We start from the raw sequence: 22,286 nt of genomic DNA, 5'->3' as shown, positions 1-22,286 counted from the left end.
CTCGATACGTGCCGGTCGGCACTGGTGCCGGACGGCCTCCATCCCGAGCTTCAACAGGGCGCGAAGCCCTCTTCGTCGCCTTGACCAGTGGCTTGCTGCTGGCGATGCTCACCGCCTCGGCGTGCGCGCTGCGCGCCAATGGGGCGAGCGCCTTGTTGGCCGCAACGATGGTTGTCGCCGGCTTCCCGGCCGTCTTCCAGTTCGCTATCTGCATCGCCCGCCTGGCGCTGCGCGTTCTGTTGCGCCCTCTGTCCCCCAGGCGGCAGACCGACCATACCGCTGCACTTCCACCGCTCGTCATTCCGTTTATTTTGCGAAAGGCGGGAGACATGGAGGTCCTCCGTCGTTGCGTCGATGAAAATCTTCCGCATGTGCAGCGCCGCCCCATGATGGTGCTTCTCGACGGCCCGGACTCGCGCTCGGCAACTGCGCCGGAGGACCACGCACTTCTGGAACTGGTTCGGGGGAAGCTGGCGCAGGATATCGCCACCGGGGACGTGGCGTTGCTGGTGCGCCGACGGCGCTACGATCCGGTTGACGGTGTCTGGCGCGGCTGGGAGCGAAAGCGTGGCAAGATCGTCGAATTCTGTCGCTTGGCTCAAGGCGGTCGCGACACCGACTTCATCGATCCGTTGCCAAGGACAATGCGAGGCCTCACCGAATTCGTGGCGATCGACGTCGATACACTTCTGACACCTTGCACGATCATGCGGCTGGCCGAAGCTGTTGACGACGAGGCCGCGATCGTGGTGCCGGCAATTGAGGATCTACGGCGGCCGTCGCCATCATGGTTCGAGCGTCTCCAAGCCCCCTACTGGTGTGCCCGACCTTTCGACCCGCGGATGAGCTTCAACCAGGACTACCTCGGCCGTGACCTGTTCTTCGGCAAAGGCCTTATAGTCGTGGATCGCTTCCTGGACCGGACCGAAGGCAGGATCGCCGATCGGACGGTCCTGAGCCATGATCATCTCGAGGCGATGCTGGCGGGCGCTGTGTTCAATCCTGCCGCCGTAGTGCGCGAATGGGTTCCGCCGCTGCGAAGTCAGTGGGCCGCGCGCCAGCATCGCTGGATGCGTGGAGATTTCCAGATCGTGCCGTGGCTCGTTCGCGGCGGGCTGCGATTGTCTGCGCGATTTCATCTGGCACTGGTCATCTGCGCTCAACTGACGTCGCTGGGAAGCCTGGTCCTGCTCGCGACTGCACTGCTCGCGATGCCGTGGCCGATCTCCGGGTGGATTGCCGTGGCGGCGATCGCGATCATTTATCCACCGGCACTCCTTATGCCATTAGAGGCCCTGTGGTTGTTCGCCTGCGCTCCCGGCTCTCGGTCGCAACGTCTCCGGCGCGCGGGCGCACTTCTCGTCAACGACGCGGCGGCTTGGCTCCTTCGGGCCTGTTACACCCCCGGCGACGCGATGCTCACGATGCATGCGGGCGCACTGGTGGCGTGGAGACGGTTGGTGACGGGGAGAAACATGCTCGCGTGGAGCGATGCGACTGCCGTCCCGCAACCCTCGCCCATCTGGATGGCGGCTTGCGCCTGCGCAGGCGCCGCGGCGATTGGCGGCGCGTTCCTCGCGGAGGGCCCGATGCAAGCTGTGGGGGCGCTAGTCGCCTTTTGGCTGGTCGCCCCTCTCGTGCTCGAACGCGGCGCGGTCAATCGCTCCGCCCGCAACGCCGTCAGTATTTCGGACGGCGCGGTACCGATCTCGACATGAGCATTTTGGACACGCTGCTTCGCCAACAGGAGCCGGCATTCGCGGATCGAAGCCCCAATCTGTATGCCCCTTTCGAGGCGCGCCGACTCCAAGGTGCTCGTGTGGCTTGGTTGAATCGCCGCTGGTTCGCGCAGGCCGGCGTCGATGTTGATGCGCCCGGAGTTCGCGCTGGGATCGAAGCTTGGCTTCTAAGACACTACGCGGTTTGCGTTCCTGGAGCCGACGATCCCCACGATCTCTACACCGCCGATCTCCAGACACTCTTCGCGGATCGGTACGGCGCACCTGGCGGCAGCGCGCATGGAGGCAGCGGTCGCGTGGGCACGTTCGGCGGGTTTAACGCGAAGGGTATCGGCCGCACGCCGCTCGCCTCGGTTCAAAGCGATTGGTACCATAGCCACGGTTACATGTGGCTCGAAGAAGCGGTCCGGGAGACGATCCTGTCGGAAGTGGCTTCGCGGATATTCCCGCATGGTGCGGTCCCGGTCGTCGCCTTGCTGGATGCAGGGTGCAGGATTCATTGGCGGGACGGAAGTACCGGTGCGCGGCGCGCGATCATCGTTCGCCCGGCCTTCCTCCGGATCGCCAGCTTCATGCGGTCGATCTTTTTCGGGCGGGGCGGTTATGCCGGTTCGGAGCAATGGATCGACTCGCAGCGGGTGCGCGATCTGTGGCGATCGGACTGGGGCTCCGGCGGTGTGGGCGCGGTGTTTCGGGCCGCGTTCACAGCGACGGGGCGGCAATATGGATTTGGACGGGTGCTCCGTATGTGGCCGGGACCGCCATTTGCGTCCAACCTGACGCTCGAGGGGGCGCTGGTCGACTTTGGTTCATTTCGGGCATTACCTGATTGGTCCTGCGCGCAAGGCGAGACGGCTTCGCACGGCTTTGGCGCAGAGAATACGCTCATTACTGCGGCGGCCCGTGCGCTCGAGCGCATCGGGCGTCAGAACGGCATTCCGATCTGCGCGCGCGAACTGACAGCATACTTTTCGGCAGGAGTCGAGCGCGGGGAAAGCGAGGCGCTGCTGACCCATGACATAGCCGTGGGATCTCCCTTAGCGCTGGAGCTGGCGGCGCTACGGACGCAGCAAAGGCGCCGCGTGACAAGCTTGCAGGGAGCGCGAGCGGACGCAGTCGTCATCGGAAGGCTCGCGCCTTTCCCCGATCTGTATCGGGAGCGGCTCCTGCGCGAAACCGAGGCCATGATCTGTGTGATGGGCGAAGGGGCCAATAGCGATTATGTGTCGCTAGACGGGTTCATCGACGCACGTGTAAGGCTGGCTTGGCAGCACGCGTCGCCGGCTTCGCTGCGGGCATGAGAAAGCTTGGTCCGCCTTTCACTGCGCCGGGCTGCCGTGAAGCAGATGGCGTTTAGCCGAAATCGAACTGAACCATCGGGAACCGGATCCCTCGACGGTCGAATGCCCAGTCCGCATAGGGACCCGCAGCTTCGACCCAATGGCAAAAAAGATGGGCGGACCATTGGTTTGGGTTGGGCGTGGTGCGTCCGTGACGGCGCGTGATGCCGTTGTAGATGACGGCGTCGCCCGGAGACATGCGGATGGATCCGAACCGTGAAGGGCCAAAGTTTTCCTCGATGACACCTTCAAGCGGCGGCACAGCGTCCTCGCCGATTTCGAAATCCCATGTTTGGCTATCGCTGTACGCCAGAGTAAGCGAGACGCTGTGTTCGCAGGATTGTCGATCTGAATGCACGCGACAGCGATCGCCTCCGCGATAGATTCGGAAATAGTTGTAGGTAGGCATAAGCTCACAGCCTGCCTGATGCGCCATCATAGGCGTGAGGCCCCAAAGGAACATCAGCAACGGTGGATAGTGATATCCGTAAATTTCGCTGGCCGGACGCGGCAGGATCGGCGAGGTCTTGCCCATGTCTTCAAGACGCCGTCCGGCGCGGGCGGCATCGGTCTGCATCTGGCCCAAGATGGCGGCGCAGACCTCGGCCGGCACCAGACCGCGAACTAGCGCGTACCCGTCACGACGATAATCACCTTCGATCTCCATGGAGGATAGCCTATCCCATCTTCGTCCGCTTTCCACCATCCTCGGACATCCCAACCTGATGACCGACGCACCCGAACTGAATGACGGGGATCAGGCAGTTGTTTGATGCGCGCAATAGCGCGCCGCCTTCTACCGCTTGACCACGCGGTCGGAGAGGTTCTGCGCGTCGCCGATCGCTGGGTCGAGAACATGTCGTCCTCATGTTCGCATCGAAGGGAGAAGTTGCCTCACAGATCTGCGACGCGGACGAAGAGTTCATCGGCCGGGCGGAGCTTGGGTTCGATGAGGTGAAGCGTCTGATCGAGGAAGATGGCATCCCCAATCTCCGAAACCGCGGCTGCATCGGGCCGCCGCAGCTGCGGGTACTGCAGAAAGCGACTCATGAAGGGATGGTTTCGATCGGCTGAAGGCGGGTCACGCTGGCTCCCGGCGCCGGCTATTCACCGCTCTCAGTGGAGTAGAACATCGGATTGCGCAGCCAAACGTTGATGGCAGATTCGCGCCATCCGACGCACCGGGTGCTGATCCGGATGTTTCCGGGGAACGTGCCGTTCCCCATCTTTCGGTACATGGTCGAGCGGCTGAGGCCGGTGCGCTTGAGGACGGTCAGGATCCGGAGGATGGGCAATCTGCTGCCCCGCATTCGTGGCCTCTATCGCAAGGGCGACATCGACGCGGCGACGGTGCGGCATCTGGCCCTGGCTTCGAAGGCGAGGCAGCGTGATTGGCTCGGGTTGCTCGACGACCCGGAGGCCTATTGCCCGACCGGCCATCAGCTCAAGGCGTGGCTGTTCGGCGGCGCGCCGATCCCGGTCAGCGCGGCGCTGTTCGACGTGACCGACTATCAAGGCGAGATCGTTTCCGACCTGTTCGACGACGAGCGCTACTTCGCGGACAGCGCGAGTTTCTGGACCGCACAAGCTGCTGCCGTGGAGGCGAAAGGCGAAGGCCTATCGCGAGGCCGGATGGGAAGTGGTCGTGCTGCAGACTGGCGACACCTTCCGCGGCTGGGAGCATGAGCGTTGCCCCAAGCGCAAGGGCGGCAAGGTGTTTATCGCGGTCGGTTCGCGCGGCGACGTGGCGATCCACGAGGGCTATATATCCCGCAAAGAAGCGCGTCGGTGCGAGCAGGGCGAGGCTGGTCAGGATGGCAAGCCGGTCCGGCCCGAGATCACGGCACCGATCCAGAGCTATGTCGATCTGCACCGATATGCAGCGCAGTTTCGCAACGCGTGTCTGCGGGCGGATCGAGCGCCAGGAAATTCGGCACCTGAGCGTTTTCGCGCTCGCGCCCCAACCCTTGCTCGTCGAGCTCGGGCGCCTGCTCTGCGACATCGTGCCGATGGTCTACCCCGCCATTAACGCCCAAGTCCGCGTCCTCGCCCAAAGTCGATCCCATGATTGAACGCCAGCTCCGCTCCGAGCCTGCGACCGGTGTCGATCGTGATTCCAAGCTGCGCCTTGCGGCGTGCGAGGATCGATTCCATCTGCGGGTCTCGTTCGAGGCTCTTCGCCATTCCCGCCATCTCCCTTTGGATCGCTTTGCGGCCTGTCATGTCGCCCGCCACATAGGCGCGGTCAGACTGCTTCTGCAGCTTGCTCCAGCGCGCAACAAACTGATCGGCGCGCTTGGCTGGATCGGCCCGCATCTCCGCCTCCAACATCATTGCCCGGATCGTCCGTTGCGGCCGCCCGCTCGCAGCCTCATCGATCGTCGTGCGATCGGCGTTGAATACGTTCTGAAGGTCGCGCTTAGCACCGGGGCGTAGCGCCTCCATTCCAGCGACCGCCTTGTCGAGGGCGGCACGCTGATGCGGAAGCTCCGCATGTCCTTCCGTCCGCACGCGCACGATGTCGGCGACCGAGCGTGCAACGCGCACCACCGCCCGCTCGAATGGGCTCAACTCCGGAGCATCGGGTGTCACGCGCAGCTTCAACCCCGCGAACCGGTCGCGTGGTACCGGCCGCTCCTGCGCGGGCTCGATGGCCAGATAGTCCGACGCCACGTCCTTGCCGCGCTCGCGCGAGAGTGTCCGGGTCAACGCATGTCCGTCGGCAAAATCGTCGCGAGCATAGTGGAGATCGACGCTGTCGCGGTGGCGTGACAACGCTACGTAAGCGGCATGACGATCGAGCCCTGGCGTCGCCAGCACATGGACGCGATCGACTGTCACACCTTGCGCCTTGTGCACCGTCGCGGCGTACCCGTGATCAACGTTCGCGTAATCCTTTACATCGAACGCGATCGAGCGCCCGTCGTCGAGCAGCATTGCCATGCGTGCCTGAGTGACAGACTGCACTTGCCCCAGCGTTCCGTTCTTCACGCCAAGGCTGCGCTCATTGCGCAGGAACATCACTCGGTCTCCCGGCGCGAATTCACGCTGCCCCCGGTCGGTCGAGATCATCACATCCTCGCCCAGTTCGCCTGCGGCGCGCAGTCTGTCGCGCGCGGCGATATTCAGCGCGCGCACCTCATCATTGGTGTGGGTGAGGATGATCCGGGAGGCGCCGGGCGCCTCCGTACGATCCCGATCCCAGCGGTCAATCAGGTCGGCGCGTGCATCCTCGCGCGTTTCGGCAGCATGGATGCGATCGTGCCGACCGTAGGCGCTGATCGCTTCCTCAGTCCGCTCGGTGGCGAGGTAGCGCGTGGCATCACGCTGCCAATCCTCGCGCTGGCGGCGGATCTCGGTGATCTCGATACTGCCATGCCGCTCGGCAGTTCCGCGGAACGCAGCACCGGCCTCAATCGCCTGAAGCTGCTCGGGGTCGCCGACCAGCACCACCTTGGTGCCGCGCTTCTCGGCTTCGGTAAGCACGCGCTCCATCTGGCGCGAACCGATCATGCCGGCCTCGTCGATCACCAGCACATCGCGATTGGTGAGCAGCTCGCGCCCCTCGGCCCATTGATGTTCCATGCTCGCGATCGTGCGCGAAGCAATACCAGAACCGCTTTCGAGATTTTCGGCGGCGATACCGGAGAGCGCCACGCCGCGCACCGAATAGCCTGCGCTCTCCCAGGCCTCGCGCGCGACGCCCAGCATGGCCGACTTGCCCGTCCCGGCATAGCCGATGACCACGCCAAGCCCCTGGCTCTTGGTGACATGATCGAAGGCGCTGCGTTGCTCGCTTGACAATACCAGCCCGCGCATCTCTGCACGCACGAGGGCGAGCTTGCGGTGCTGCTCAACGACGCCGTGCCTTCGGCCCGCCTCCAGCCGGACCGTGGCACGCTCAAGCCGCTTCTCGGTCTCGATCATGTCGCGGCTGGTAAAGCGATCTTGGCCGCGTCCATCCTTGCCGAGCGAGACCAGTTCCGGCGACGCGCGTACCGCTGCCATCACCCGGTCGAACTGCTCTTTCCCCTCGCTATGCCGGTGCACGAGCATCGCCAGATCACGCGTGGTGAATGTCGCCTGGGTGCGGGTGATCGCATCGAGCGCCAGCGCCGGGTTCGCCAGCAGCTTCTCGCCATTGCCGCGCGCGATGGCGTGGTGCTCTTCGAGCCGCTCGGAAGCGAGCCCCTGTTCTGCCATCCGGGCGGCCGCCGGACCGATCTTATGCTGCGGCTCCAGCTCGATTCCCTGCGCTTCCAGGGAGCGATGATCGACACGCGCATCGATATCCAGCTCGGCCAGCCGCTTGTTGACGTCCTCGGCCCAGCGCTCACGCCATTTCTCCAGAAGATCGGTGCCGTTCCAGTCGCGGTTCTTCTTGCCGAACCCGTTCTCATCGACATTGCGCAAGGTGAGCATCACGTGCGCGTGCGGCTTTGGCTCGCCATCGGCGCCGACGTCCCAGTGCACATTGACGTCGGCGATCATCCCGCGCTCGACGAATTCCCGTTCGACGAAATCGCGCGCCAGCCGGATGCCCTCGGCCTGATCCAGCTCACGCGGAATAGCGAACTCCACCTCGCGGGAGAGCTGCGCGTCCTTTCGCAGCTCGGCGGCCTCGACGGCGTTCCACAGCGTTTCGCGATCGGCGAATTGCTCGGGCGCGCCGTTCGGCAGCATCACTTCCGAGTGAACGACGCCTGACTTGTTGGTGAACTCGTGATGGCGGTCGAGCCGCTCGTCATGCAGCCGAGAGGCCGAACGATAGGCAGCGGCGGCAATGGCGCTGCGACCGGCAGCGCGGCTGATGACCTTCACGCTGAAATGGTAAATCGCCATGGCGATCAAAGCAGTTACACCTGAAAGCACACGTCGGCACGACGTATAAGCGCGCCCTCACACGAAAAATTCCTGTGAGGGACCGAGTGGTTCCAGATCGTGCCGGCGACTGTACAGCATTGCGCTCAGTATTCCTTTATAATGATCGCATCGCCAGCAAATGGAGACTGTGATGCGCAAGCCGCGTGACTTCGATTCGGAACTCAAAGCGCTCGCTGACAAGGCGAAGCAACTCAAGGAACGCCGTGTGCGCCAGCTTGGCGAGCTTGTGGCGGCTTCTGGGGCCGATACGCTCGACGCTGACATTCTTGCCGGTGCGCTGCTCAATGCGGTGGATGAAAAGGACGCCGCGACAAAGGAGGGCTGGCGCAAGGCGGGTGCAGCCTTCTTTCGCGTCACGCGCCAGCCTCGCAGCCGCCCTTGCGCGGAGCCGGAAGGCGGAGCGGAGCGCGAGGGCGGCGGCGCATCGGCTCGAGGCTAGGAAGGCACGAGCTGACATGCGCGAATGGGTCGTCAAGCGCCGGGAGCGCACGCGGCATCTGATCGAGCTGGGCGGCCTGGTCGTGAAGGCAGGGTTGGTCGAACTGACCGGCGATGATCGCGCCACACTCTATGGCGCGTTCCTGTCGATCGCGGGCAAGCTGCAAGGCGAAGAACGCGATCATGCGCTTGCCCTGTGGGCGCGACGCGGCAGGCGCGCGTTCGAAGCCGAAGCACAAGCGAAAAGCGGCGCAATGGCTGTCTTACCGTCACCGCCAGCCCCACCACCATCTGCGGCGTAACGGTCGGCCATGCAGCGCAGAGTGGAGGCCGTAGAGGGCATCGGCCATTCTGCGTTCGACCTGTCGCACGCTGAGGCCGGTGATCTCGGCGATTTCGGCATAGCTGAGATCGTCGATCCGGTGGGCTAGAAACACTTCGCGGGTGAGACGCGGCAGCGTCAGCAGGGCTGCTTCCATCCGTGCCAGTTCCTCTGCCGTCGCCATCACCTCGCGGGCGGGGGCGGGATTCACGGTCGCTTCGTAGGCAGCCGTGGCGCGCTCCTTCCTCACGGCAAGCGATTCTGCCAGCCACGTGGGCGCGGATGACCGGTCACCTGATGCACGCGATCGAGCAGCGCGCGGGTCAGCATTTGGAGTTCCTCGGCAGAGAACGGAAAGTCCGGGGCTACATCGCGCGAACTCGCATTGCGCCACTTGCTGTACGGCGAGAGGATCGCCGTCAGCAGCTCCATGTCGGTCGTTTCGAAGCGGAGGCCGGTTGCATTGGCGTAGGCGAGCGATCTGGCGACGTTTAGGCCGATATGGCGGGCACACCATGCATCGGCGAACCCCACATCGAGCAGGTGCGCACTCAGCCCAAGCTGTAGCACAATGCCGATCTGATAGAGTCTGTCGGTCGGATGCCGCACACTGCCTTTCTCTATGCCGAGAAAGAAGCTTTCGGCGTTGTGATAGCGGAAGCGGCTGAGGCGGCGCCCTGCGCAGCTGCGCCTCAGAGCAATCGGTTCGTTACCATAGACGTCAAACAGGGAAGCTATTCTGCCGCTCCCGGGTGCGACCACTGCGCCCGCGGGAATTGCGAGCGGCGCCGTCAGTGCTCTCAGCACCGATCTACGTGACGTTGTGGCTTGCGGCTCGGGACCGCCATTTCGGATGCCAAGCGCCGTCATCGCCTATCCTCATCGCATCGACGCAGACACCGGAGCGGAAGAAGCCCAGCCCTGCGGTTCAGTAACCGATATCGGATATAGACTTTTATCGAGAAACTCGCAATAAGAGATATCGGTTATTCAGCTTCCGATTGATCGCATCCAATGCCCGGCTACGACAGCGGCATGGGAAGGCCGCCGCTCAAAGTGAAATCGACTGTGGTCCGTTTGCCGGAGGGATTGGGCGAGCGCATCGACAAACTGGTCGGTCCGCAGCGTCGAGCGGCGTTCATCCGTGAAGTCGTCGAGCGCGAAGTGGATCGGCTGGAGAAGAAGGAAGCCCAGTAGGTCCTTCTGATTCAGGCACGAATCGCTGTACGGGAATTGCTTCGCATTCAGGACGAGATGTCTGCGCTGGGAGTTGGCGACAGTCGATCAGCTCTTGCCGGGACGGCGTGGGAAAATTTCTTTTCACCGCCATCGGACGACAGGGGCCGCCACGGGACGCCAGAGTCCGCCACCGTACACCGGCACCGTTTTTGGCACTCTTGCACTTCGTCCCAAGGCTATCGATCCTGTTTCGGGGAGCTTCGCTAAACCCCGAGTATGGAAGTATAGCCCATGTCCAACACCGAAAGGATTATCCGTCTCAAGACCGTCCTCGCTCGCACCGGGCTTTCCCGTACGACCCTGTATCGAAAGATGGGTGAGGGCACGTTTCCCCAACGGGTGAAGATCAGCATTCACGGCGCCGGCTGGCACGAGTCCGCCATCAACCGCTGGATCGCCGATCCGATGGCCTATCGAGGTGATAGTGCAGAATGATGTCTGCTACCGCGCTCTCCCGGGGCGAGAGCGCGGTCAAGACGTCGCCGAGTGAAGGCGGCTTCGCGCCTCAAATTTGGCCGTTCGGCGGAATGGGCCTAGTCCCGAAACCGACCGTTCGCGGGCCACCGATTTTGTACCATATCCGCGAGGTTGAAGGTTGCCTCCGGGCGGTGGCGCGGTAGTTTTCCAGGATGATCGCGCGCTATACGGTCCACTTGAAGCAGCCTATTCGCATGCTGGACCATTGGCCGATTGATGTGCTGGGCGCCCGTATGACGTTGGTATCAGACGGCGACATGGTGAGGGCATTGAAGTTCACCTTCACCGGGCAGCCCACAACCCTTGCACCTGCCTTGACCGACCCGGACAAGCCGGGGCAGCCTCCTAAAATTACGGTCAACGATCCGCTGCAAACGATGCTTCGTCAGCAGGTTCGGAATGGCTTCAGCTTCATGCAGGCACTATTCCCCGTTCAAGTCGCTTTCGATCGGACGGATGCCGAATACGAAGGCGAAACGCCGGAAGAGAACGACGCCATTGCGATAAGCCATTTCAGCTATGGCGAGGCAGATGACCGTCCGCTCGTGCTGACTTACGACTACTTCACCAGAGCGATGATGGCTGCAGAGAAACCGTATGACGAACGATACCGACTCTTTGCCACGTTGACCAGTTACGCCCGCGAAGCATCGAAGGAGGCCCGCTACATTGATGCCTTCCGCTACTACTTCCTGATCCTCGATGCTTTTTTCAGCGACGGGCAGTTCAAGAAGGCCGGCCTCGAAAAGGCGTTCAAGGGCCACGCGACGCTCATGGACGCGATCAAATTGGCAACGGCTGACTTTCGGGAGGATCGAACACGGCCTGCCACTCCGACTGGCACCCTCTTGCGGCGATCACTGACGCCGGAAGAGATCGCCGACCACCTGATCGAGCGCCGGGGCCATTACTTCCATAGCAACCGGCGGAAACCTGGGGCGTGGAGTCCAGACAAGCAGGATGAAGCCCGCGACCTATCATGGCTATGCTCCATGATCTGCTTCTATCTGTCAGAGGAGTATTCCGCGCCGATGTTTGCGGAGGAGCTTGGACCACGGCACTTTGCGGAGGCCACGAAGTCAGGAGCGATAATCGTGCTCAGGATCGACTACACCTATGTTGACGACGACGGCGGTGAGCCAAAGCAAGGGCGCACGAACATCAACATGCCCGGCACCAAGGTCACCCGGAAGATGGCGACCGAGATGACGCAGAATTTCGTGCAGAACTTCATCGACTCGCAGCCTGCCAGCAGCTTGATGCACGCAATCTGCCGTGAAGCGAAAACGGGCAAGCCAATCTTCGAGATTAGGTATCCGCAGGAACTTCCTTAGTGCGCCGCTAAGGACTCTGGTAGAACCCAATCCTCGCCAACGAAGGCGCCAAACTGTCGGAGAACCGCACGAACGGCGTGCGATGTATTCCATACCAGCTTGTCGGTGCTCAGCACGCCATTGAAATAGGTGCCCACGGTGGCGAGTTGCATATCTATCACGTCGTTCACGCGCAGATGCTCGGGGCGTCCTACCTGCCGCCCATTCTGCACCCACAGAATGTAATAGATCATCATACACAGCGAGTAACGGAACGCGAACATGCCGCGCGCTTCGGTGAGCGAAATACTCTTCCGGTTCAGGGGCTGTTGGTTGTCGATGAAGAATCGCGCAGTCGTTTCCTTCAGCAGCCGGAAAAGGGTTTGCCGCGTGTCCTCCGTGACGTCGCGCCCGGTCCGCAATTGCTTCACCTGATCGGGCTTGAACTCCTTGGTGATGTCCACAAGCGCCTCTTCAAGGTCGTGCATCTGCTTGCCCAACTCCGCGACGACGTTGGCCGCCTCCGGTTCGAGTGCCGCCATGCGAACCTTCAGGCGTTCAGGCACTGGGACCGTCGAAAGGTCCAGCATATCTTGGTTCAGCTCCACGCCTGCGACGTAGTCGAAAAGGGCATTAACGTCGGCACTGGCCGACATGTTCAGCTCCAAAATTTCGTGGGCGCGCTTCAGCACGAACACTTGCGACGGGAATTGCGAAGCGATGCGCAGCGACATGCGGGAATTGGTGATGGCGTGTTCCTTCCGCATCTCAACCAGCGTGAGGTCGGATAGCGCGATGTTATGATCGCGGGACGCGGCGAGATAGGTTTTGAGCTGGGGATTACCTAGCGCGTTCGAGTCAGCGAGTAGCATTGCCATCGCTGGTAGGTAGCGCGCGCCTAGTCAATTTGCAGCAGGTGAGGCATGATTGCAGCCCATGGTATTCGCCTATGGGGGATGGATATGTTGTGGCGCACTAAGTCGCTGCCGCTCGCGGAATGGGCGGCGTTACAGGGTCATTTCGGCAATCTCATGGTGGCGAGCGGCGGGCCTGAAAGCCTCGCGATGTTCATGAAAAGCGAGCCGGGACAGGCCGAGTCCGAAATCTATATCACCGGCCCCGGTACCAGTGCCATTGAAGCGCTCTCACCGGGTGGCTGGGAAGACTCGGCGGCGCCCGCAGGCGAAAATGTGGCGCTGCTTGTCGGCTCCGGCGATCCTTGGAGATTTTTCGGTATCGAGAAACCTGACCTTTAGATGATGCCGCTTCGACCGGCGGCAATCTAAAAACGGGACACGCTGGAGACGGTCCAGTTCAAGATCTAGATTCGGCGACTATAGCCGCCTTCGGGCCTTTCCAAACTTGCCCTTGAGCACCTTGGCGCCATCGCGAAGGAAATCGAGATGGTCGGACCAGTGCTGCATCATCTTGACCCGCTCGTCCCAATATTCGCCCCGGGCGTAGGCTCGGCGGACGGCGTTGTTGTCGCAGTGGGCGAGTTGGCGCTCGATCGCGTCGGGATGCCATAGCCCCATCTCGTTCAATAGCGTCGCTGCCATCGCCCGGAAGCCGTGGCCCGTCATCTCGTCCTGAGCGAAGCCCATGCGTCGCAGCGCCGCGTTGATCGTGTTCTCCGACATCGGCCGATCCACTGACCGCAGGGAGGGGAACAGGAAACGGCTATACTCCGCGTCGTGCTCGATGGTTTCGAGGATGGCGAGCGCTTGGTGGGAGAGGGGGACGGTATGCGCCCGCCGCATCTTGGTCTTGTGCGGCGGAATCGTCCAAAGCGCCTTGTCGAAATCGAAGTCGCTCCATTCGGCATGGCGCAGCTCGCCGGGCCGCACGAACACATGCGGCATGAGCCGCAGCGCCGCCTTTGTGTTGGGATGCCCTTCGAACGCCTCGACGGCGCGGAGCAAGCCGCCTGCTTCCTTGGGGCCGGTGATTGCGGCGCGGTGGACCGGCTTGGGGGCGATCAGCGCGCCGCGCAGGTCGGCGGCAACGTCGCGTTCAGCGCGGGCCGTGGCGATGGCGTAGCGGAACACTTGGCTGCATGTGCTGCGTAGTCGCTTGGCCGTCTCGTACTTGCCCTTGCCCTCCATCTTGCGCAGCATGATCAGCAGCTCCTGCGCGGAGATCGCGGCGATAGGGCGCTTGCCGATCGACTCATTGATGAAGTCGAGCAGCCAGCGCAGCTTCTTCATCGTGACCGCCGAACGGCCTTCCTTCTCGGCCTTGGTCAGCCATTCGTCGGCGACCGCCTTGAAGCTGTTGGATGCCGCCACGGTTGCGGCGATGCGTTCCAGCTTGATCTGCTCGGCCGGATCGTCGCCCCGCCCCAGCACCTTGCGCGCGGCATCGCGCCGCTCGCGAGCGTCGGCAAGGCTGGTGTCGGGCCAGGTGCCGAATGCCAGAGTCTTCTGCTTGCCGAGATGGCGATAGTTCATCCGCCAGCAGCGGCCGCCCGAGGGCGTCACCAGCAGATAGAGGCCGTCGCTGTCGGCTAGCTTGTAGGGCTTGGCGCGACTCTTGGCGCTTTTGATCGCGAGGGCGGTCAGGGCCATGATGGTATCTCCCGATCCGGGGCCGGCGAGCTACCATCGAACATACCATCAAAATGTTGGTATCTGGTGGTATCCAGCCGATCCGATCGGGACGCTTATACCACAAAAAACCGCAGAAAACAGCCATTTATGGCATCTTCTGGCACCCTCTGGGAGGGCTTGTTGGTGACCCCTACGGGACTCGAACCCGTGTTTTCGCCGTGAGAGGGCGACGTCCTAGACCGCTAGACGAAGGGGCCATGTGCTGCGGAAGGCGGGCAATTAGGGGTAGCTTCCCGGGCCGTCAAGCGCGTTTCGGCACAAGGCCCAACCATTTGCACGCCGCGGGCCCGCGCGGCGGCAAGAACGCCCGGCGCCCCTTGCCGTCGCGAGGGTGGCGGCCATCAGAACGCTGCCCGCACGCCGGCGAACAGGCTGCGCCGCTCGACCGGGTAGAAGATCGCGCTGGCGGGGGTGTATTGCACGACCGCCGAGATGTCCCCGGCCGCCTTGCGTCCGGCGAGGTTGCGCGCGTCGGCGAACAGCGTGAAGCGACGGTCGAGCCGCGCCTCGGCGCCCAGCCCGAGCAGCGCATAGCCATCGGTGCGGAAGCTGTTGGCATAGTCGACCCAGGCGCCGCGCGGCACCCACTCGACATTGGGCGAGACGTGCAGCGCGTCGCTGCCCAGCCGCAGCTCGGCGCGATAGAAATGCTCGGGGATGACCGGCAGGCGATTGTCGCCGAATTGCGCGTCGCCGCGGAAATGGAAATCGCTCCACATATAGGTCTGGCGCAGCCGCGCCCAGGCGGCGAGATCGAGATCGATGCCGAGCTCGACGCCCTGATGCCGCGTCCGCCCGGCATTGAAGGTCGCGGCCGGGATCGTCGGCGGCACGATGTTGTACTGGAGCAACTCACCGTCGAGATCGGCGCGATAAGCGCTGAGGTCGAAGCGCAGCGGCCCAATCCGGCCGCGCCCGCCAATCTCTGCGGTCCAGCCGCGCTGGGCGTCGAGCGGCACGAAATCGGAGATTTGCGCGAGCTCGATGAAGCCGGGCAGCTCGTGGCTGCGGCTGAGATTGGCGTAGAGCTGAATCCGGGAATCGGGCTCGAACAGCAAGCCGAGCTTGGGCGAGAGCTGGTCGAAGGTGGCGCGCCCGTTCGCGATGGTCGGAAACACCTGATCCTGCCGGCGCAGGCCCGAGGTATAGACCGCGCCCGCGATCAGCGTCAGCCGCTCGACCGGTCGGATGCGCGCTTCGGCATAGGCGTCGATCGTGCGCGCCGCCTGATCGGCCGCGAAAGTCTTCGCGCCCTGCGCGCCATTGATGTTGACGAAGCGCCGTGAAGCGACGCTGCCGAAGCGCGCGGTGACCCCCGCGGTGACGCCAAACGTGCCGAAATCCTGATCGAGCCGGGCATAGCTGCCCCAATCGAGCGATTTCTGGTCGATCAGCTGGTAGATCGGGTGGTGGAGCTGCTTGGCGTTGAGAAACAGCCCGACATCGAGATTGCCGGCGCCGATCGCGATGCTCGTCCGGTTCTGCAGCCGCAGCGAATCGATGTCGCGCGCCTGATCGCCGGCGAAATTGCCGGTTTCGGGCGCGCTGCGGGCGACGGCGTAGGTCAGTGCGCCGGGCAGCTCCTGCCGGATGCTCTGCGCGCTGGCATAGAAGCGCGTCTCGACGGTATCGCTCAGCCGCAGCCCGACATTGCCGTTGACTCGCAGCGCCTTGCGCCGGGCGTGGTCGCGATCGCCGTCCGAACGGTCGCCGGCGATGGCCAGCCATGCATCGCCGCGCGCGTCGGCATAGCCGATGCTCGCAAGGCCGCGCAGCGTATCGAAGCTGCCGCCGTCGATGCGGAGGCGCACGCCGTTCGACGAGCGGCCGGTCGGCGTCACGCCATTGATCGCGCCGCCCAGCGTCGAGGCACCGAAGCGCAGCGCATTGGCGCCGCGGAACACTTCGAGGTGCTGGAGGAAGGCGGGGTCGAGCTCCTGAAAGTCGCCATTGTCGTCGGCGAGATTGATCGGAATGCCGTCCTGCAGCAGCGTGAGCCCGCGCATGTGGAAGCCGCGGCCGATGCCCGAGCCGCGGATCGAGAGGCGCACTTCCTGTCCGAAGCGGGGCTGGGCATAGACGCCGGGAGAAAAGGCGAGCGCGTCGCGGAGCGACACGGCGAGCTTGCCGTCGAATTCTTCGGCTGACACGACATTGGCACCGCCCGGCGTCTCGCCGACGCGCTGGATGGCTTGCTCGACGAGCTTCTCGGCAGTGACGACGACATCGTCGCTGCGCTCGGCGGCCTCTTGGGCAAAGGCGGGTAGGGCGGCAAGCAACAGAGGCACGCCGAGCAAGGCGCGTACGGACTTCGACATGCGTATTTCCTCGACAAGAACGGATACGCGGCGCGCGAACGCACGCCGGCAGCGTCAGGCGAGGTGCGGAGGGCCGGTGGCGAGCGGGGGCGGCGCGGCGAGGCCGCGGCCCGGTATCGTCTCGAGCCGCGCATGCTCGATCGGTTCAATGCGCGATACGGGGTGCGGAAGCGCGAGCTGCGCGGCGGGCGCGAGCGGCTGCGCCGCCACCGCGAAGGCGCAGGGCTGATCACCGGCCTTGTGCTTCTCGGGCGCGGGCTTGCCGATCGCCTTCGCGAGCAGCGCCCTGGCCGCGTCGAGCGCAGCGGGGCCGCTAGTGCCGCTGTCGGCGCACCACGAGAGCGTGACGTGCCCGGCGCCGATCTGCGGCATCCAGCCGGCGGGCACCGCGACGCGCAGGAGCAGCGCGCAGCCGACCAGCAACAGCGCGAGGCGCTGCCACGGGTTCCGCCGGATTTTCGCCGATCCTGTCACGCGCCGGCCTTCGCCCAGGCTGTGCGCAAGGGCAAGCGGGCATTTTGCCCAAGCCGCCCTATGGCCGGACGATCCCGTCCGGAAGCAACGTTAAGCCATTGTCATCAGGCGAGAAGCTGCATAGTCTTGCGGCAAATCGGGGGAGGGGACAATGCGGAAAATCATGCTCGCGGGGCTGCTTGCGGGAATGGCGATGGGTGCGGCGGGCGCCGCGGCCTATCAGGCCGATCCATGGACGACGGCAGCCTATGACATCGGCATCAAGAAGAATGCCGACGCACTCCGGTTGATCGACAGCGGCCAGTTCGACGTCAATTTCCAGACCGACGAAGGCTATACGTTGCTCCATCGCGCGGCCGATGCGGGCAATCTCGAGATCGTCAAGGCGCTGCTCGCGCGCGGCGCCGATCCCAACCTCAAATCGGCGCTGGGCCGCACGGCCTATGACATGGCGTCGGGGGTGGCCGTGAAGGCCGAGCTCGCGCGGGCGATGCACGCCCCCGCCACCGCCTCGCGCGGCGCCCTTCCCGGGGCCGATCGCGCGGCCGCCGGCGCCGGCGCCGGCAACGGCAGCTGCGCGGCGGTGGTCGCCGAAAAGGTCAACAACGGCCGCACCCCGGCGATGCGTCCGATCCTGCGCGCGCGCGACGACATCTGGTACAATCACCCCGACGAGTTGGCGCTGCTGCTCGACGATTGCGTCGACGCCAATGGCAAGGACGATACGGGCGCGACGCTGCTCCACACCGCGGCGAGCCGCAACCGGGTCGACGCCGCGAAGCTGCTGCTCGCGCACGGCGCCAGCCGGTCCGCGCGCGACCGTTCGGGCAATGTCCCGGCCAATTATGCCACTTCGCCCGAGATGAAGGCATTGCTCGGCGCGGCGAGCGCGCCGGTCGCAAGCTCGGGGCCGGCCGGCACGGCTTCGGAGGCGCGCAAGAAGGAATGCGCGCAGAAATATCAGGCCGATGCCGCGCTCTGCTCGGACAGCTCGTGCAAGATGCGCGCGAACAGCCATTGGGCGCAGTGCCTCAAGACCGGGCGCTATTGGTGAAATTCATCCGGTGACGGGGAGTCGCAGGCTGCCATCGGGCTCGTGATGGACCTCGCTATACGCGATCACTGCGTCGAGCGGCAGCGCGCCATAGATGTGCGGGAACAGCTGCCCACCGCGCGAGGGCTCCCACTTCACCGCATCTCCCAGCGCTTCGAGATCGACCGCGGCGAGCCATAGCCCGTCCTGCCCGGCGAAATGCTTGTCGAGCGTCTCCTCGAGCTGCGCGGCGGTGGAGAGGTGGATATAGCCGTCCTGCAGATCCACCGGCGCGCCGGCGAAGCTGCCATCGCGCTCGAGCGCCGTCATCTGTTCGGCGGTGAGCACCTTGTACGCGGTGGAATCGGGCATGTGGTTCTCCGGAATGGTCTCACCTTCGGTAACACTACCCCGTCACCCCGGACTTGTTCCGGGGTCCACCGTCCCGCACGCGGTGCAGCACACAATCGAGGCCGGCACTCGCCGCCCGGTGGACCCCGGCACAAGGCCGGGGTGACGATTATTGTTTATTGGCCATCTTCTGGCCCACGCGCGAGGTCCTCGCTGGTGGTGCCATCCGGGGTCGGTTCGCCGCCGGCGGGGCCGTCGGCGAGATTGATCTCGGCCTCGTCCTCGCTCTCCTCGATCCGCGCCGCCGAGACGACATGCTCGTTGTCGGCGACGTTGAACAGCCGCACGCCCGCCGAGCCGCGGCCGATCACGCGCAGATCGCCCAGCGACATGCGGATCATCTTGGCCTGATCGGTGACCAGCATCAGCTGGTGCCCCTTGCTCGCCGGGAAGCTCGCCACCACCGGCCCGTTGCGGCCGATATTGTCGATATTGGTGATGCCCTGGCCGCCGCGGCCGGTACGCCGATACTCATAGGCCGAGCTCAGCTTGCCATAGCCGTTGGCGCAGACGGTGAGGATGAACTGCTCGCGGTTCTTGAGATCCTCGAAGCGGTCCGCCGACAGATCGGGCTCGCCTTCCTTCTCGGCCTTCCACGGGGCGAAGCGGAGATAGGCCTCGCGCTCCTCCGACGTGGTGCCGACGCGGTGGAGAATCGACAGCGAGATGACCTCGTCGCCCTCGGCGAGGCGCATGCCGCGCACACCGGTTGAGTTGCGGCTCTGGAACTCGCGGACGTCATCGGCGGCGAAGCGGATCGCCTTGCCCTGGCGGGTGGCCAGCAGCACGTCGTCGCCCTCTTCGAGCAGCGCGACGCCGATCAGCCGGTCGCCGGCGTCGTCGCCTTCGAACTTCATCGCGATCTTGCCGTTCGAGGGCACGTTGGTGAACGCGTCCATCGAGTTGCGCCGCGCCGAGCCCTTCGCGGTGGCGAACATGACGTGGAGCTTGCCCCACTCATTCTCGTCCTCGGGGAGCGGCAGCACGGTCGAGATCGTCTCGCCCGCCGCCAGCGGCAGGATGTTGATCATCGGCCGCCCGCGCGTGGCCGGCCCGCCTTCGGGCAGCCGCCAGACCTTCATCCGATAGACCTTGCCCAGCGTCGAGAAGAACAGCACCGGCGTGTGCGTCGAGGTGACGAACAACTCGGTGACGGCGTCCTCTTCCTTGGTCGCCATGCCAGCGCGGCCCTTGCCGCCGCGATTCTGCGCGCGGAAGGTGTCGAGGCTGGTGCGCTTGATATAGCCCTGCACCGTGACGGTGACGACCATGTCCTCGCGCTCGATCAGGTCCTCGTCCTCGATCCCGTCGGCGGCTGCGGCGATCTCGGTGCGGCGCGGCGTGGCATATTGGTCGCGGACCGCGACGAGCTCCTCGCGCATCACTTCGTAGAGGCGCGCCCGGTTGCCGAGGATCTCGAGCAGCTCGGCGATCGACTCGGCGAGCTTGGCGAGCTCGTCGCCGATCTCGTCGCGGCCGAGCGCGGTGAGGCGGTGCAGACGCAGATCGAGGATCGCGCGGACCTGAACCTCGGACAGGCGATAGCTGTCGCCGGTGACTTCGGTGTCGACCGCCTCGACGAGGCGGATATAGGGCGCGATCTCGGCGATCGGCCATTCGCGCAGGATCAGCGCGTCGCGTGCCACGGCCGGGCTCGACGACCCGCGGATGATCCGGACGACTTCGTCGAGATTGGTCACGGCGATGACGAGGCCGAGCAAGACGTGCGCCCGGTCGCGCGCCTTGGCGAGCTCGAACTTCGAGCGGCGGGTGATGACTTCCTCGCGGAAGCGCACGAACGCCTCGACGATGTCGCGCAGGTTGAGCAGCTCGGGACGGCCGCCGCGGATCGCGAGCATGTTGGCCGGGAAGGACGACTGGGCCGGGGTGTTCCGCCACAGCTGGTTGAGCACGACCTCGGGAGTCGCGTCGCGCTTGAGGTCGATGACGATGCGGACGCCCTCGCGCGACGATTCGTCGCGGATGTCGCTGACGCCGTCGATCCGCTTTTCCTTGGCGGCCTCGGCGATCTTCTCGACCAGCGCGTTCTTGCCCTGCTGATAAGGAATCTCGGTGAGCACGATCGAGCGGCGCTCGCCGCGCTGCTCGAAGACATGGCGCGAGCGCACCATGATCGAGCCGCGCCCGGTCTGATAGGCTGAGCGGCAGCCCGAACGGCCGAGGATGATCGCGCCGGTCGGGAAGTCCGGCCCCGGCACGATCTCCATCAGCTCCTCGAGGCTGACCGCGCCATTGTCCATGTACGCGAGGCAGGCGTCGATCACTTCGCCGAGATTGTGCGGCGGGATGTTGGTCGCCATGCCGACCGCGATGCCGCCGGCGCCGTTGACCAGCAGATTCGGGAAGCGGGCGGGCAGCACCGTCGGCTCGCTCTCCGAGCCGTCATAATTGGCCTGAAAGTCGACCGTATCCTTGTCGATGTCGTCGAGCAGCGCCGAGGCGACTCGGGCGAGTCGCGCTTCGGTGTAACGCATCGCCGCGGGCGGATCGGGATCCATCGAGCCGAAATTGCCCTGGCCATCGATGAACGGCACCCGCATCGCCCAGTCCTGGGCCATGCGCGCCATCGCGTCGTAGATCGAGCTGTCGCCGTGCGGGTGATATTTGCCCATCACGTCGCCGACGAGACGCGCCGACTTGCGGTAGGCGCGGCCGGCGACATAGCCGCCTTCCTGCGCGGCGTAGAGAATGCGGCGATGGACGGGCTTGAGGCCGTCGCGAACGTCGGGCAGGGCGCGCGCCACGATCACGCTCATCGCGTAATCGAGGTACGAGGTCTTCATCTCGTCGACGATCGAGATCGGGGTAATGTCGGAAGGGTCGGCGAGGACGGTCTCGTCGGTCAAAGGATCACGCTTTCGGAGTTTGTTACGTTACGATGGCTCTAGCGTGCCCGATACCACCTGCCAACCCGCGCGGGCGCGTACACGCGCGCGAGAAGGCCACGCTCCGGCTAGAGCCCCGTCACCCCGCAGGCGGCGGCGACCCCCAGCGGGTTGCCCATGTCGATCGAGGCGATCATCACGTCGCTGAGCGCCTTCATGAACGCGCCGTCGTCGGCAAGTCCGCGCTTCGCGAGCTCGGCGTCGGTCATCTTGTCCGACAGCGGCTTGAGTCCCGCGGCGATCTTGTTGAGCGGGGCGGAATCGCCGTCCTTGCCGATTTCCTGGGCCGCGCCCTGGAGCAGCGAAAGCGTGCCGAAGCAAAGCGTGTCGCGGCGGAAGGGGTCGGCGGGCAGGCGGACGGGCGCGGTGCTGCGCGTCAGCGGGAAGCGCTTGTCGCATTGCGGTGCGAGCAGCTTCGCGTTCTCGGGCGAGAGGTCCGGTTGTTTGGAGATCTCGTCCGACAGCGCGTTGAGCCGGTCGAAGAGCTTCGCGCCGGCGCCTTCGGCGCGCGCCGCGTGCATCGCGAGATGGGTGAAGTGCGAGGTCAGCCGCATCGGCGAGTCGGTGCCAGCGCTGGCGATGACGAGCGCCTGCGCGCAGGTTTTGGCCGCCTTGGCGGTATCGGTGTCGAGCGCGGCGGTCTGAAGCATCAGTGCGAACAAGGTGAGCATGCAAGTTCCCCCAAATCAGAAATCGACCTAAGCCGGTTTTGGATCGGGACGCCAGTGCGACGCGACGAACATGTTCAATCGTCGTTCAGGACGCGCTTGCCATCGCACATGG

Annotated in this window: 24 protein-coding genes and 1 tRNA gene; 12 read left to right on the top strand and 13 right to left on the bottom strand. The window is 64.5% G+C overall.

Annotated features, from left to right (window positions below; all coding sequences use genetic code 11):
* Positions 1-92 precede the first annotated feature (92 nt).
* Together E5A74_RS01625 and E5A74_RS01620 are read left to right on the top strand one after the other, a co-directional pair.
* Positions 93-1,718 (top strand): glycosyltransferase family 2 protein, encoded by a 1,626-nt coding sequence (locus tag E5A74_RS01625; RefSeq protein WP_135982177.1) that lies wholly within the window; start codon positions 93-95, stop codon positions 1,716-1,718.
* On the top strand, positions 1,715-3,040 hold the full coding sequence (locus E5A74_RS01620) for a hypothetical protein (protein WP_135982175.1): 1,326 nt from the start codon (positions 1,715-1,717) through the stop codon (positions 3,038-3,040). Before E5A74_RS01625 ends, E5A74_RS01620 begins: the two co-directional genes overlap by 4 nt.
* Positions 3,041-3,092: 52 nt before the next feature.
* On the opposite strand, the gene E5A74_RS01615 is transcribed toward E5A74_RS01620, so the two are convergent.
* Positions 3,093-3,746, bottom strand: a complete 654-nt coding sequence (locus tag E5A74_RS01615) for a 2OG-Fe(II) oxygenase family protein (RefSeq protein ID WP_135982172.1) — start codon at positions 3,744-3,746, stop codon at positions 3,093-3,095.
* A 200-nt stretch (positions 3,747-3,946) separates the two neighbouring features.
* Between E5A74_RS01615 and E5A74_RS01610 the strand changes: the two genes are divergently transcribed.
* Positions 3,947-4,153, top strand: coding sequence for a hypothetical protein (locus E5A74_RS01610; RefSeq protein WP_135982170.1), 207 nt, complete (start codon positions 3,947-3,949; stop codon positions 4,151-4,153).
* A 29-nt stretch (positions 4,154-4,182) separates the two neighbouring features.
* Here E5A74_RS01610 and E5A74_RS01605 read toward each other — a convergent pair whose 3' ends face one another.
* Positions 4,183-4,389 (bottom strand): helix-turn-helix transcriptional regulator, encoded by a 207-nt coding sequence (locus tag E5A74_RS01605; protein WP_135982168.1) that lies wholly within the window; start codon positions 4,387-4,389, stop codon positions 4,183-4,185.
* On the opposite strand from E5A74_RS01605, the gene E5A74_RS01600 reads away from it, so the two are divergent.
* Together E5A74_RS01600 and E5A74_RS21090 are read left to right on the top strand one after the other, a co-directional pair.
* A complete protein-coding gene (locus E5A74_RS01600) occupies positions 4,367-4,765 on the top strand; it encodes a hypothetical protein (protein ID WP_166745562.1) in 399 nt (132 codons plus the stop codon). The two genes, E5A74_RS01605 and E5A74_RS01600, sit on opposite strands and share 23 nt — an antisense overlap.
* Before the next feature lie 173 nt (positions 4,766-4,938).
* Positions 4,939-5,151 carry a hypothetical protein gene (locus E5A74_RS21090; protein WP_206365739.1) on the top strand — a complete coding sequence of 71 codons (213 nt, stop codon included), beginning with the start codon at positions 4,939-4,941 and terminating at the stop codon, positions 5,149-5,151.
* Here E5A74_RS21090 and traA read toward each other — a convergent pair.
* Positions 5,105-7,921 (bottom strand): Ti-type conjugative transfer relaxase TraA, encoded by a 2,817-nt coding sequence (traA, locus tag E5A74_RS01590; RefSeq protein ID WP_135983164.1) that lies wholly within the window; start codon positions 7,919-7,921, stop codon positions 5,105-5,107. The two genes, E5A74_RS21090 and traA, sit on opposite strands and share 47 nt — an antisense overlap.
* Positions 7,922-8,093: 172 nt before the next feature.
* Between traA and E5A74_RS01585 the strand changes: the two genes are divergently transcribed.
* Together E5A74_RS01585 and E5A74_RS01580 are read left to right on the top strand one after the other, a co-directional pair.
* Positions 8,094-8,402: a conjugal transfer protein TraD gene (locus E5A74_RS01585; protein ID WP_135982166.1), complete on the top strand. Its 309-nt coding sequence runs from the start codon at positions 8,094-8,096 to the stop codon at positions 8,400-8,402.
* 16 nt (positions 8,403-8,418) lie between these two features.
* Complete coding sequence (locus E5A74_RS01580; RefSeq protein ID WP_135982164.1) at positions 8,419-8,703, top strand: conjugal transfer protein TraD; 285 nt, start codon at positions 8,419-8,421, stop codon at positions 8,701-8,703.
* Here the strand turns inward: E5A74_RS01580 and E5A74_RS01575 are convergent.
* Both E5A74_RS01575 and E5A74_RS01570 read right to left on the bottom strand, forming a co-directional pair.
* Entirely contained in the window at positions 8,671-8,973 is a 303-nt protein-coding gene (locus E5A74_RS01575; protein ID WP_240699594.1) for an RNA polymerase sigma factor, read from the bottom strand. The two genes, E5A74_RS01580 and E5A74_RS01575, sit on opposite strands and share 33 nt — an antisense overlap.
* Positions 8,970-9,593, bottom strand: coding sequence for a hypothetical protein (locus E5A74_RS01570; protein ID WP_135982161.1), 624 nt, complete (start codon positions 9,591-9,593; stop codon positions 8,970-8,972). Before E5A74_RS01570 ends, E5A74_RS01575 begins: the two co-directional genes overlap by 4 nt.
* A gap of 144 nt (positions 9,594-9,737) precedes the next feature.
* Here E5A74_RS01570 and E5A74_RS01565 point away from each other — a divergent pair, with 144 nt between their 5' ends.
* From E5A74_RS01565 to E5A74_RS01555, 3 genes are all read left to right on the top strand, one after another.
* Positions 9,738-9,920, top strand: a complete 183-nt coding sequence (locus E5A74_RS01565) for a hypothetical protein (RefSeq protein WP_135982159.1) — start codon at positions 9,738-9,740, stop codon at positions 9,918-9,920.
* Positions 9,921-10,193: 273 nt separating this feature from the next.
* Positions 10,194-10,397, top strand: coding sequence for a helix-turn-helix transcriptional regulator (locus tag E5A74_RS01560; RefSeq protein WP_135982157.1), 204 nt, complete (start codon positions 10,194-10,196; stop codon positions 10,395-10,397).
* Between the two features lie 218 nt (positions 10,398-10,615).
* Positions 10,616-11,773 (top strand): hypothetical protein, encoded by a 1,158-nt coding sequence (locus E5A74_RS01555; protein WP_166745560.1) that lies wholly within the window; start codon positions 10,616-10,618, stop codon positions 11,771-11,773.
* Here E5A74_RS01555 and E5A74_RS01550 read toward each other — a convergent pair.
* On the bottom strand, positions 11,770-12,630 hold the full coding sequence (locus E5A74_RS01550; protein ID WP_240699593.1) for a hypothetical protein: 861 nt from the start codon (positions 12,628-12,630) through the stop codon (positions 11,770-11,772). The two genes, E5A74_RS01555 and E5A74_RS01550, sit on opposite strands and share 4 nt — an antisense overlap.
* Positions 12,631-12,675: 45 nt before the next feature.
* Between E5A74_RS01550 and E5A74_RS01545 the strand changes: the two genes are divergently transcribed.
* Complete coding sequence (locus tag E5A74_RS01545; protein ID WP_135982153.1) at positions 12,676-13,008, top strand: hypothetical protein; 333 nt, start codon at positions 12,676-12,678, stop codon at positions 13,006-13,008.
* Positions 13,009-13,086: 78 nt separating this feature from the next.
* Here E5A74_RS01545 and E5A74_RS01540 read toward each other — a convergent pair whose 3' ends face one another.
* The 4 genes from E5A74_RS01540 to E5A74_RS01525 form a co-directional block, all read right to left on the bottom strand.
* Positions 13,087-14,319, bottom strand: coding sequence for a tyrosine-type recombinase/integrase (locus tag E5A74_RS01540; RefSeq protein ID WP_135982151.1), 1,233 nt, complete (start codon positions 14,317-14,319; stop codon positions 13,087-13,089).
* A gap of 163 nt (positions 14,320-14,482) precedes the next feature.
* Positions 14,483-14,558: transfer RNA gene (locus E5A74_RS01535), tRNA-Glu, on the bottom strand.
* Between the two features lie 144 nt (positions 14,559-14,702).
* Positions 14,703-16,679 (bottom strand): TonB-dependent receptor family protein, encoded by a 1,977-nt coding sequence (locus tag E5A74_RS01530; RefSeq protein WP_135982149.1) that lies wholly within the window; start codon positions 16,677-16,679, stop codon positions 14,703-14,705.
* A 54-nt stretch (positions 16,680-16,733) separates the two neighbouring features.
* Positions 16,734-17,153, bottom strand: a complete 420-nt coding sequence (locus tag E5A74_RS01525; protein ID WP_135982147.1) for a hypothetical protein — start codon at positions 17,151-17,153, stop codon at positions 16,734-16,736.
* 151 nt (positions 17,154-17,304) lie between these two features.
* On the opposite strand from E5A74_RS01525, the gene E5A74_RS01520 reads away from it, so the two are divergent.
* Positions 17,305-18,207, top strand: a complete 903-nt coding sequence (locus E5A74_RS01520; protein ID WP_135982145.1) for an ankyrin repeat domain-containing protein — start codon at positions 17,305-17,307, stop codon at positions 18,205-18,207.
* 3 nt (positions 18,208-18,210) lie between these two features.
* Here the strand turns inward: E5A74_RS01520 and E5A74_RS01515 are convergent, their stop codons facing one another.
* The 3 genes from E5A74_RS01515 to E5A74_RS01505 all read right to left on the bottom strand — a co-directional run bounded on the left by E5A74_RS01515 (position 18,211) and on the right by E5A74_RS01505 (position 22,174).
* Positions 18,211-18,558: a DUF952 domain-containing protein gene (locus E5A74_RS01515; protein WP_135982143.1), complete on the bottom strand. Its 348-nt coding sequence runs from the start codon at positions 18,556-18,558 to the stop codon at positions 18,211-18,213.
* Between the two features lie 155 nt (positions 18,559-18,713).
* Positions 18,714-21,464 carry a DNA gyrase subunit A gene (gene gyrA, locus E5A74_RS01510; RefSeq protein ID WP_135982141.1) on the bottom strand — a complete coding sequence of 917 codons (2,751 nt, stop codon included), beginning with the start codon at positions 21,462-21,464 and terminating at the stop codon, positions 18,714-18,716.
* A 107-nt stretch (positions 21,465-21,571) separates the two neighbouring features.
* Positions 21,572-22,174: a hypothetical protein gene (locus tag E5A74_RS01505; RefSeq protein WP_135982139.1), complete on the bottom strand. Its 603-nt coding sequence runs from the start codon at positions 22,172-22,174 to the stop codon at positions 21,572-21,574.
* Positions 22,175-22,286: the final 112 nt, after the last annotated feature.

The organism is Sphingomonas naasensis (assembly GCF_004792695.1).
GTDB classification, from domain to species: domain Bacteria; phylum Pseudomonadota; class Alphaproteobacteria; order Sphingomonadales; family Sphingomonadaceae; genus Sphingomonas; species Sphingomonas naasensis.
The sequence above is the reverse complement of the archived record's forward strand: the minus strand, read 5'-3'. Positions and strand labels throughout refer to the sequence as shown.

What these genes read in the sequence shown, in the direction of transcription:
- E5A74_RS01620 (WP_135982175.1), top strand. Translation starts at nt 1,715, where the DNA reads ATGAGCATTTTGGACACGCTGCTTCGCCAACAGGAGCCGGCATTCGCG.
- E5A74_RS01615 (WP_135982172.1), bottom strand. Translation starts at nt 3,746, where the DNA reads ATGGAGATCGAAGGTGATTATCGTCGTGACGGGTACGCGCTAGTTCGC.
- E5A74_RS01610 (WP_135982170.1), top strand. Translation starts at nt 3,947, where the DNA reads ATGTTCGCATCGAAGGGAGAAGTTGCCTCACAGATCTGCGACGCGGAC.
- E5A74_RS01600 (WP_166745562.1), top strand. Translation starts at nt 4,367, where the DNA reads ATGGGCAATCTGCTGCCCCGCATTCGTGGCCTCTATCGCAAGGGCGAC.
- E5A74_RS01605 (WP_135982168.1), bottom strand. Translation starts at nt 4,389, where the DNA reads ATGCGGGGCAGCAGATTGCCCATCCTCCGGATCCTGACCGTCCTCAAG.
- E5A74_RS21090 (WP_206365739.1), top strand. Translation starts at nt 4,939, where the DNA reads ATGTCGATCTGCACCGATATGCAGCGCAGTTTCGCAACGCGTGTCTGC.
- traA (WP_135983164.1), bottom strand. Translation starts at nt 7,921, where the DNA reads ATGGCGATTTACCATTTCAGCGTGAAGGTCATCAGCCGCGCTGCCGGT.
- E5A74_RS01585 (WP_135982166.1), top strand. Translation starts at nt 8,094, where the DNA reads ATGCGCAAGCCGCGTGACTTCGATTCGGAACTCAAAGCGCTCGCTGAC.
- E5A74_RS01580 (WP_135982164.1), top strand. Translation starts at nt 8,419, where the DNA reads ATGCGCGAATGGGTCGTCAAGCGCCGGGAGCGCACGCGGCATCTGATC.
- E5A74_RS01570 (WP_135982161.1), bottom strand. Translation starts at nt 9,593, where the DNA reads ATGACGGCGCTTGGCATCCGAAATGGCGGTCCCGAGCCGCAAGCCACA.
- E5A74_RS01565 (WP_135982159.1), top strand. Translation starts at nt 9,738, where the DNA reads ATGCCCGGCTACGACAGCGGCATGGGAAGGCCGCCGCTCAAAGTGAAA.
- E5A74_RS01560 (WP_135982157.1), top strand. Translation starts at nt 10,194, where the DNA reads ATGTCCAACACCGAAAGGATTATCCGTCTCAAGACCGTCCTCGCTCGC.
- E5A74_RS01550 (WP_240699593.1), bottom strand. Translation starts at nt 12,630, where the DNA reads ATGGCAATGCTACTCGCTGACTCGAACGCGCTAGGTAATCCCCAGCTC.
- E5A74_RS01545 (WP_135982153.1), top strand. Translation starts at nt 12,676, where the DNA reads ATGATTGCAGCCCATGGTATTCGCCTATGGGGGATGGATATGTTGTGG.
- E5A74_RS01540 (WP_135982151.1), bottom strand. Translation starts at nt 14,319, where the DNA reads ATGGCCCTGACCGCCCTCGCGATCAAAAGCGCCAAGAGTCGCGCCAAG.
- E5A74_RS01530 (WP_135982149.1), bottom strand. Translation starts at nt 16,679, where the DNA reads ATGTCGAAGTCCGTACGCGCCTTGCTCGGCGTGCCTCTGTTGCTTGCC.
- E5A74_RS01520 (WP_135982145.1), top strand. Translation starts at nt 17,305, where the DNA reads ATGCGGAAAATCATGCTCGCGGGGCTGCTTGCGGGAATGGCGATGGGT.
- E5A74_RS01515 (WP_135982143.1), bottom strand. Translation starts at nt 18,558, where the DNA reads ATGCCCGATTCCACCGCGTACAAGGTGCTCACCGCCGAACAGATGACG.
- E5A74_RS01505 (WP_135982139.1), bottom strand. Translation starts at nt 22,174, where the DNA reads ATGCTCACCTTGTTCGCACTGATGCTTCAGACCGCCGCGCTCGACACC.